Annotated in this window: 7 protein-coding genes and 3 tRNA genes; 3 read left to right on the top strand and 7 right to left on the bottom strand. The window is 76.2% G+C overall.

Features of this window, described 5'->3' with window-relative positions:
* The 3 genes from GYH36_RS18360 to GYH36_RS18350 all read right to left on the bottom strand — a co-directional run.
* Nucleotides 1-691: alpha/beta fold hydrolase (locus GYH36_RS18360; protein WP_512698709.1), on the bottom strand; the 691-nt coding region annotated here is incomplete at its 3' end.
* Nucleotides 692-764: 73 nt separating this feature from the next.
* Nucleotides 765-1,367: a TetR/AcrR family transcriptional regulator gene (locus tag GYH36_RS18355; RefSeq protein ID WP_024839159.1), complete on the bottom strand. Its 603-nt coding sequence runs from the start codon at nucleotides 1,365-1,367 to the stop codon at nucleotides 765-767.
* A gap of 171 nt (nucleotides 1,368-1,538) precedes the next feature.
* Nucleotides 1,539-1,611: transfer RNA gene (locus GYH36_RS18350), tRNA-Arg, on the bottom strand.
* Between the two features lie 230 nt (nucleotides 1,612-1,841).
* On the opposite strand from GYH36_RS18350, the gene GYH36_RS18345 reads away from it, so the two are divergent.
* Nucleotides 1,842-2,768 (top strand): ABC transporter ATP-binding protein, encoded by a 927-nt coding sequence (locus tag GYH36_RS18345; protein ID WP_162290600.1) that lies wholly within the window; start codon nucleotides 1,842-1,844, stop codon nucleotides 2,766-2,768.
* Entirely contained in the window at nucleotides 2,765-4,135 is a 1,371-nt protein-coding gene (locus GYH36_RS18340; RefSeq protein ID WP_024839161.1) for a hypothetical protein, read from the top strand. The genes GYH36_RS18345 and GYH36_RS18340 overlap by 4 nt, the downstream gene beginning before the upstream one ends.
* A gap of 117 nt (nucleotides 4,136-4,252) precedes the next feature.
* On the opposite strand, the gene GYH36_RS18335 is transcribed toward GYH36_RS18340, so the two are convergent.
* Nucleotides 4,253-4,341: transfer RNA gene (locus GYH36_RS18335), tRNA-Ser, on the bottom strand.
* 86 nt (nucleotides 4,342-4,427) lie between these two features.
* Complete coding sequence (locus tag GYH36_RS18330; protein WP_024839162.1) at nucleotides 4,428-5,705, bottom strand: threonine/serine exporter family protein; 1,278 nt, start codon at nucleotides 5,703-5,705, stop codon at nucleotides 4,428-4,430.
* A 90-nt stretch (nucleotides 5,706-5,795) separates the two neighbouring features.
* Between GYH36_RS18330 and GYH36_RS18325 the strand changes: the two genes are divergently transcribed.
* The gene (locus GYH36_RS18325) at nucleotides 5,796-7,610 is read left to right on the top strand and encodes a GMC oxidoreductase (protein WP_162290598.1); all 1,815 of its coding nucleotides are present in this window, start codon (nucleotides 5,796-5,798) and stop codon (nucleotides 7,608-7,610) included.
* Nucleotides 7,611-7,614: 4 nt separating this feature from the next.
* Here GYH36_RS18325 and GYH36_RS18320 read toward each other — a convergent pair.
* Nucleotides 7,615-7,702: transfer RNA gene (locus tag GYH36_RS18320), tRNA-Ser, on the bottom strand.
* Nucleotides 7,703-7,801: 99 nt separating this feature from the next.
* The gene (locus GYH36_RS18315; protein ID WP_051471385.1) at nucleotides 7,802-8,344 is read right to left on the bottom strand and encodes a GTP-binding protein; all 543 of its coding nucleotides are present in this window, start codon (nucleotides 8,342-8,344) and stop codon (nucleotides 7,802-7,804) included.
* Nucleotides 8,345-8,496 lie beyond the last annotated feature (152 nt).

The raw sequence follows: 8,496 nt of genomic DNA, 5'->3' as shown, positions 1-8,496 counted from the left end.
CCCCGCCCCCCCCCCCCCCCCCGCCGGGCCCCCCCCCCCCCCCCCCGCGGCGCCCCCGGGGGCGGCCGCCGCCCCCCCCCCGCCCCGCCGCCCCCGCCCCGCCCGTGGCCCCCACGACGGCCGTCGCCGCGCCGTGCTCGCTCACCACGGCGGCGAGCGCGTCCGCGAGCTCGGGCATGGTGCTGCGCCGCGGTCCGAGCCGGCCGGGCCCGGAGTCGCCGTGGCTCGGCGCGTCGAACGCGACGACGCGGTAGCCCGCGGCACGCAGCGGCTCGACGAACGCGCCGAGCTGGCCGCGCCACCCGCCCCAGCCGTGGGCGAGGTAGACGACGCCCGCCTCGGACCGCGCGTCGCGGCCGGCGGGCGCGCCGTCGGCCGTGCGCGCGTCCGGCGACGGCGGTGCGTCGCGGTGCGTCGCGTCCCCCGCCGCGGGCGCCCACGTCTCGACGACGACCCGCGCGCCGGACCCGGTCGTCACGGTGCTCAGGGTGCCGCGCGCGGCGCGGTCGTCGCGACGGCGCCCCGCGCCGTCGGGCGGGGTGCACCACAGGTCGAGCGCGAACCGGGCCGCACGGCGCGGGGAGACCGCCTGGAGCACGGCGATCCGGGCCCGGACGAGCGCGAGCCGCGCCGCGGCCTTGCGGCGCCGTGCCGCCCGGCGCCGGTCGGCACGACGGCGGTCGTCGCGCACGGTCGTGCTTTTCTGTGCTCCTGAGCCGGTCACGAGGGTCCTCTCGAAGGGTCGGTGCGGGGTCGGGGGGTCGTCAGGCGACCGGGACGAGCGTGCGCGACGCGTCGAGCAGCGCCTCGAACGCGACCCGTGCGCGCTCCTCGGCGCGCGGGTCGGCCATGAAGACGTGCGCGTGGTGGAGCGCGAGCATGACGCCGTAGAGCTCGGACGCGAACTGCTGCGGGTCCACGTCGGCGCGGAACCCGCTCTCGGCGACGCACGTGCCGTACACCTGCGCGACGGTGTCGTAGAGGTCCTGGTGGTCGCGCACGAGCTGGTCGCGCACCGGCCCCGCCTGCGCGGCGAGCTCGGTCGCCGCCTTGACGAACAGGCAGCCCCCCGGGTGCTGGTGCACGGCGCACCCGAGCCAGCGCTCGAACAGCTCGCGCAGGCGGCGCTCCCCGCGCGGCGAGCGCAGGGCCGGCGCGACGACGGTGTCCACGAACTCGGCGCGCGCCTGGTCGAGCACCGCGAGCTGGAGCGACTCCTTGGCGCCGAAGTGCGCGTACAGGCCGCTCTTCGACATGCCCGTCGCGCGCGCGAGCTCGCCGATCGTGAGCCCGGCCAGGCCGACGCGGTACGCCGCCTCCACCGCGCGGTGCAGGATCGCCTGACGCGTCTCGTCGCCCTTGCTCACCCGGCGAACGTAGCACGACCGTGCGGAAATGGGGAGGGGGCGTCGGGGTCGGGCTGCGACGTCGGGCCGGCGGGGCCGGCCACGCGCCGCCTCCGCCGCCGTCCTCGCGCGCAGCGGCACCGTCCCGGAGACGCCGAAAGGCCCCACCCGGAGGTGGGGCCTTTCGTCCTGTGCGCCCGGAGGGATTCGAACCCCCAACCTTCTGATCCGTAGTCAGATGCTCTATCCGTTGAGCTACGGGCGCTGGTCCTGCTGACCGCTGATCGCTCACCGGCCGTCGAGAACACTACCGCGTCCTCGCCGCGATCCCAAACCGGATCGACCCCCTGCGGGCCCGAGGTGACGGACGCCACGCCGTCCGACCGTCGCAGCACACCACGGGTCACGCGGTCCCCCCAGGGTCGGACCCGGCCCCCGCGACGTCCCGCCCGCAGCCCGACGCGGGCGGACCCCGCGCCGCCGGACGATCGACCCATGACGTTCACCGGCCACCACGCTCCCGCCCCCGGCGGCTCGCCCCTCGTCGCGAGCGCGCTCACCAAGGTCTACGGCTCCGCCCAGACCGCGACGCACGCCCTCGCGGGCGTGAGCCTGACGGTCCATCCCGGGGAGTCGCTCGCGATCATGGGCCCGTCCGGGTCCGGGAAGACGACGCTCCTGCACGTCCTCGCGGGCATCGTCACGCCGACGTCCGGCACGGTGTCGTGGCGCGGGGAGGACGTCACGACCCTCTCCGAGGCGCGCCGCACCGTCCTGCGCCGTCAGGACTTCGGCTTCGTGTTCCAGTCGGGCCAGCTCCTGCCCGAGCTGCCCGCGGTCGAGAACGCGGCGCTGCCCCTCATGCTCGCGGGAACGGCCCGCGCCGAGGCCACGGCGGTCGCGGCCCGGTGGCTCGCGCACCTCGGCCTCGCGGGGATGGAGCAGCGCCGCCCGGGCGAGCTCTCCGGCGGCCAGGCCCAGCGCGTCGCGATCGCGCGTGCCCTCGTCGGGTCGCCCGGCGTCGTCTTCGCCGACGAGCCGACGGGCGCGCTCGACCAGGCGACCGGCGCCGAGGTCCTCGACGTCCTCACGCGCGCCACGCGCGACTCCGGCGCCGCGCTCGTCGTCGTCACGCACGACGCCGGCGTCGCCCGCCACTGCTCGCGCACCGTGACCATGCGCGACGGCCGGATCTCCGGCGAGTTCTTCGCCCCGGGCGCCCAGCCCGCGAGCGGCGCCCCGCAGGCAGAGGCGTCGCAGGCCGCGGCGAGCGCCGCCGTCGCGCGGCCCGTACCCCCGGCACCCGCGCCGCCCGCTCCCCCGGCGCACGACGCCGCGACGCAGCAGGCCATGGCCGCGCACCCGGCCGCCGGGTACGTGCCGACCCACCCGACCGCGGCCGACCAGGAGAGCGCGCGATGAGGACCGTCGACCTCTGGTGGCTCCTGCGCCGCCGCAGCGCCGACGAGCGCGACCCGCAGGGCCTGACGAACGTGCTCGCCATCATCGCGTTCGGCGTGACCACGGCGATCCTGCTCGTCGTCCTGGGCGGCTTCCACGCGTTCCTCGAGCGCGCGGGCGGCGTCGAGGGAGTCCGGGAGGGCATGGAGGGCGTGACGCCCTACGACGCGCAGTACCCGTTCCTCGCGGGCATCGCGTCGCTCCTGCTCCTCATCCCGCTCGTCACGCTCGGTGCCGCGGCCGCTCGCCTCGCCGTCGCGCGGCGCGACGCCCGGCTCGCCGCGCTGCGCCTCGCCGGGGCGACGACGGGCCAGGTCACGACCCTCACCGCGCTCGACGCGACGGCACAGGCCGTCCTGGGCGCGCTCGCGGGCATCCTCGGCTACGGCGCGCTGCTCCCCCTCGTCGCGCAGCTCCGGTTCCAGGGGCGCACGTTCGGCATCGGCGAGCTGTGGGTCGGGGTCCCGGCGCTGCTGGGCGCCGTCGTGCTCGTCGTGCTCGTCGCGCTCGTGTCGGCGCTGGTCAGCCTGCGCCGCGTGGCGATCACGCCGCTCGGCGTAGCCGCACGGGTCACGCCCCCGGGGCTCAAGGCCGTGCGGCTGCTGTCGATGGGGCTCGCGTTCGTCGCCATGGTCGTCGCGACGAACGTGTCGTTCGGGTCCGAGGCCGTGGCGATCACGATCGTCGTCGTCGTCCTGCTCGCCGGCTTCGCGACGGTGAACGTCGTCGGCCCGTTCGCCATCTGGATCGTCGGCAAGATGACGGCTGGCTCGGCGCGGCGCGTCCCGACCCTCCTCGCGGGCCGGCGGATCGTCGACAGCCCGCGCACCGCGTGGCGCTCCGTCGGCGGCATCTCGCTCGCGACGTTCATCGCCGGTCTCGCGAGCATCTTCGCCCTGCTCGACCCCGGCATGGGCGCCGACCCCGAGGAGGTCCAGTACCTCGTCGACCTCAAGACGGGCGGGTTCCTCACGCTCGCGATCGCGGGCGTGCTCGCGGCGGTCTCGACGGGCGTCATGCAGGCCGGGCGCGTGATCGACCAGCGCGACGAGTACCGCACGCTCGTCCTGTCCGGGACGGACCTGCGCACGCTCGACCAGGCCCGGTTCCGCGAGACGCTCGTCCCGCTGGCCGTGAGCGTGGGCGTCGCGACGTTCGCCGCGCTGCTGTTCATGGTCCCCGTGATCGGGTTCAACGCGTTCGCCAACGTCGCGGTCGTCGTCCAGTTCCTGCTGTGCGTCGCCGCGGCGTCGGCGCTCGTGCTCGCGGGGGCCGGGGCGTCGCGGTTCGTCGTGCGGTCCGCGCTCGCCACGACCGGGAGCGCCTGAGCCCGCGCCCCGCACGCCCCACCCGCGCCCTGCCGGCCCGCGCCGGCGGGGCGCGGGCGGGGCGTCGTCGGGGCAACAGAAAAGGCCCCGGGCGCCGAGCACCGGGACCTTCCTGAGCGGAGACGGAGGGATTTGAACCCTCGAACGGGTTGCCCCGTTACCACCTTAGCAGGGTGGCGCACTAGACCTGACTATGCGACGTCTCCTCGCGGGCTCGTCGGAGAGCCTGCGTCGCCCAGGGTACAAGGGCCGCGCCACCAGACCAAACCGCGAGCCCGACGGCGTCGCGCGCCTAGCGTTCGAACGTCCACTCGCGGTCGGTGAGCATGCGCGCCACCGCGAGCCCGATCGCGAGCGCGACGATCACGAGGCCCGCCTCGACGGCGTAGGCGAGCGCCTGCGTCGTGGCGCCCGTGTTGAACTCGTACACCGCGCGGTAGGCCGTGACGCCCGGGACCATGATGACCACCGCGGGCACGGACACGGTGATGCGCGGGACCCGCAGCGCGGGCGCGACCGTCGCCGCGAGCAGCCCCACGAGCAGCGCCGCGGCCGCGGCCGCCGCCTGCGGCACGACGTCGGCGTCGACGAGGAGCAGGCGGCCGACGTTCGCGACCATCCCGATCGACGCGGCCCCGAGCGCCATCGGCCACGGGCTGTTGAACATGAGCGCGAACCCCAGCACCCCGAGGAAGCTCGCGACCGCCCGCAGGCCGAGGAGCAGGGGCTCCGCGAGGGCCGGGGGCGGCACCGGGTCGGGAGCGAGCCCCGCGAGCGCGGACACGCCCCACACCGCGAGCGCGGCGGACGCGAGGATCATGAGCGCGTACGTGACGCGCGCGACGCCCGCGGAGAAGTCGAGCTTGGCGAGGTCGAGCGCACCCGTGACGAGCGCGAAGCCCGGCACGAGGAACAGCACGGCGGAGACGTAGCCGGCCTCGTGCCCGCCCTCGACGCCCGCGAGCGCGGACAGCGCGAGCACCAGCACGAGGTAGGCGACGCTCGCGACCGCCGCGGCGAGCATCGTCACGCCGAACTGGTTGATGCCCCGGTGGAGCATCGCGCGCCGCACGCCCTGGCCGAGCGCCGCGGCGACCAGCACGGCGCTGCACTCGACGAGGCCGCCGTTGTTGAGGAACGCGAACGCCGCGCACGCGATCCCCGCCCACAGGGCGTTGAGGAGCGCGCCGTAGAGCGGCGGGCGGCGCGCGATGCGGTCGAGCTCGGCGTCCACCGCGTCGAGGTCCGCCCCGGGCGGGAGCGTCGCGGAGAAGCGCTCGAGCTGGGCGAGCCGGTCGGCGTTGATCCCGACGGAGCGGACCTCGGTGAGCTCGGTGCGGAAGATCGGCCCGCGGTACGACGTCGCGGTGATCTCGGTGAGCGTCACGTGCGCGGCGATGCGGTCGAGGCCGAGGGCGCGGGCGGCGCGCGTCATGTGCGACTTCACGCGGTAGCTGCCCGTCCCGGCGGAGAGCGCGAGGCGCCCGATCCGCAGCACCGTGCCCGATCGGCGGATGAGGTCGACGGGCTCGAGGCCGGCCTCGTCGGCCGGGGAGGGCTCAGACGTCACCCGGCCATGATCCCGCACGGCCCCGGGTGCGGCACGCGCCGAAGGTCCCGCGCGTCCCGGCGGCGGTCGGTCGTGACGTACCGTCTGCCCATGGCCGACGACGCCCCCCACCCCGCGCCCGGCGCCGCGCCGGGCCGCGCGCGCACACCCGTGGCGACCGACGTCGACGTGCTCGTCGTGGGGTCGGGCTTCGGCGGGAGCGTGACCGCGCTCCGTCTCACCGAGAAGGGCTACCGCGTCGCGGTGCTCGAGGCCGGGCGCCGGTTCGCCGACGACGAGCTCCCGCGCACGTCGTGGCGCCTGCGGTCGTTCCTGTGGGCGCCCGCGCTCGGCTGCTACGGCATCCAGCGCATCCACCGCCTGCGCGACGTGCTCGTCCTCGCGGGCGCCGGCGTGGGCGGTGGCAGCCTCGTCTACGCCAACACCCTCTACGAGCCCCTGGACGACTTCTTCACGGACCCCGCGTGGGCGGACGTCACGGACTGGCGGTCCGAGCTCGCCCCCTGGTACGACCAGGCGCGCCGCATGCTCGGCGTGACCACGTACGCCGGACGCACGCCCGCCGACGACGTCATGGCGGACGTCGCGCTCGAGACGGGCGTCGGCGACACGTTCGTGCGGGCGCCCGTGGGCGTGTTCTTCGGCCGGGACGGTGCGCGCGAACCGGGCGTCGCCGTCCCCGACCCCTACTTCGGCGGGGCCGGCCCGGAGCGCCGCGGCTGCACCGAGTGCGGCGCGTGCATGACGGGGTGCCGCGTCGGGGCGAAGAACACGCTCGTGAAGAACTACCTGTACCTCGCCGAGCGCGGCGGGGCGCAGGTGCTGCCCCTGACGACGGTCACCTCGGTCCGGCCCGTGCCCGACGGCGCGGGCGGCGTCGTGCACGAGGTCCGCGCCCACCGCTCGGGGCGGGCCTGGGCGGGCCGCCGCACGTACACCGCGCGGCACGTGGTGCTCGCCGCGGGTGCGCTCGGCACGCAGCGGATCCTCCACGCGATGCGCGACAGCGGCACGCTGCCGGGCGTCTCCGAGCGGCTCGGCCACCTCACGCGCACCAACTCCGAGGCGCTGCTCGGCGCGACCGTGCGACGCCGCGACCACAGTCGCCGGCCCGACGCCCCGGACTACTCGCGCGGCGTCGCGATCACGTCGTCGTTCTACCCGGACGCGCGCACCCATGTGGAGCCCGTGCGGTACGGCAAGGGGTCGGGCGCCATGGGGCTGCTCCAGACCGTGCTCACCGACGGCGGCCCCGGGCGCTGGCGCACGTGGCTGCGCGAGCTGTGGCGGCAGCGTCGGGACCTGCCGGCGATGCTCGACCTGCGGGACTGGTCCTCGCGCACGATCATCGCGCTCGTCATGCAGAGCCACGACAACTCGCTCACCACCTCGCTGCGCCGCGGGCTCCTCGGCCGCCGCGTCCTCACGTCCCGCCAGGGCCACGGCGCCCCGAACCCCACCTGGATCCCCGCCGGGAACGACGCCGCCCGGCGCATGGCCCGGCGCATGGGCGGCATGCCGGGCGGCACCGTGGGCGAGCCGTTCGACGTGCCGATGACCGCGCACATCCTCGGCGGCTGCGCGATCGGCACCTCGCCGTCCACCGGCGTGATCGACCCGTACCACCGCGTCCACGGCCAGCCCGGCCTGCACGTCGTGGACGGGTCGGCCGTGAGCGCGAACCTCGGCGTGAACCCGTCGCTGACGATCACGGCGCTGGCCGAGCGCGCGTGCGCGCTGTGGCCCAACGTCGGCGACCCCGACCCGCGCCCGCCGCTCGGCGCGCCGTACGCGGTGCTCGACCCCGTCGCGCCCCGGCGCCCGCTCGTGCCCGCGCACGCCCCGGCAGCGCTGCGCCCGGTACGCGTCAGGCCGGGCCGGAGCAAGGCTCCCGACCCGGCCTGACGGCTGGCGGAGGGCGAGGGATTCGAACCCCCGGTGCGTTGCCGCACAACGGTTTTCAAGACCGTCACATTAGGCCGCTCTGTCAGCCCTCCCGGCCAGACATTGTGGCACGCCCGGGCCCCGCACGACGACGGCGGGCCGCCCCGGGGAGGGCGACCCGCCGTCGTGCGGTGGTCCGGGAGCGCGAGCGGTCAGGCCGCGCCGCGCAGCTGACGCATCGCGAGCTGGACCAGCGCGATGAGCGTCTGCTTCGTCGCCGCGCGCGAGCGGGCGTCCGTGTAGAGCATCGGCACGTGCGCCGGGATCTGCAGCGCCTCGCGCACGTCCTCGAGCTTGTGCTTGGCGACGCCGTCGAAGCAGTTCACGCCCACGACGAACGGGATGTTGCGCGACTCGAAGTAGTCGATCGCGGGGAAGCACTGCTCGAGGCGGTCCGTGTCGACGAGCACCACGGCGCCGATCGCGCCGCGGACCAGGTCGTCCCACATGAAGAGGAAGCGGTCCTGGCCGGGCGTGCCGAACAGGTACAGCCACAGGTTGCCCGGCAGCGAGACGCGGCCGAAGTCCATCGCGACGGTGGTCGTGGTCTTGCGGTCGGACACGCCGCCCGCGTCGTCGACGCCCACCGAGTGCTCCGTCATGGCGGCCTCGGTGTTCAGGGGCTCCACGTCGGAGATCGAGCCGATGAACGTCGTCTTGCCCACGGCGAACCCGCCGGCGACGACGATCTTCACGACCGTCGGCGCCGTGCGCGCCGCCGCCGGAGCACCGCCGGGCTGACCGGCCGGCGCCTGCTGGGCCGGCGCCTGCTGCGCGGGCGCCTGCTGCGCGGGGGCGGCCGGCTGTGCGGCGGCGAGGGGCTGCGGCGCGGTGCGCGGCTGGGCGG

It is taken from the genome of Cellulosimicrobium composti, assembly GCF_010287905.1.
Taxonomy (GTDB): Bacteria; Actinomycetota; Actinomycetes; order Actinomycetales; family Cellulomonadaceae; genus Cellulosimicrobium; species Cellulosimicrobium composti.
Note: the sequence above shows the minus strand (reverse complement) of the source record. Positions and strands in the feature narration are given on the sequence as shown.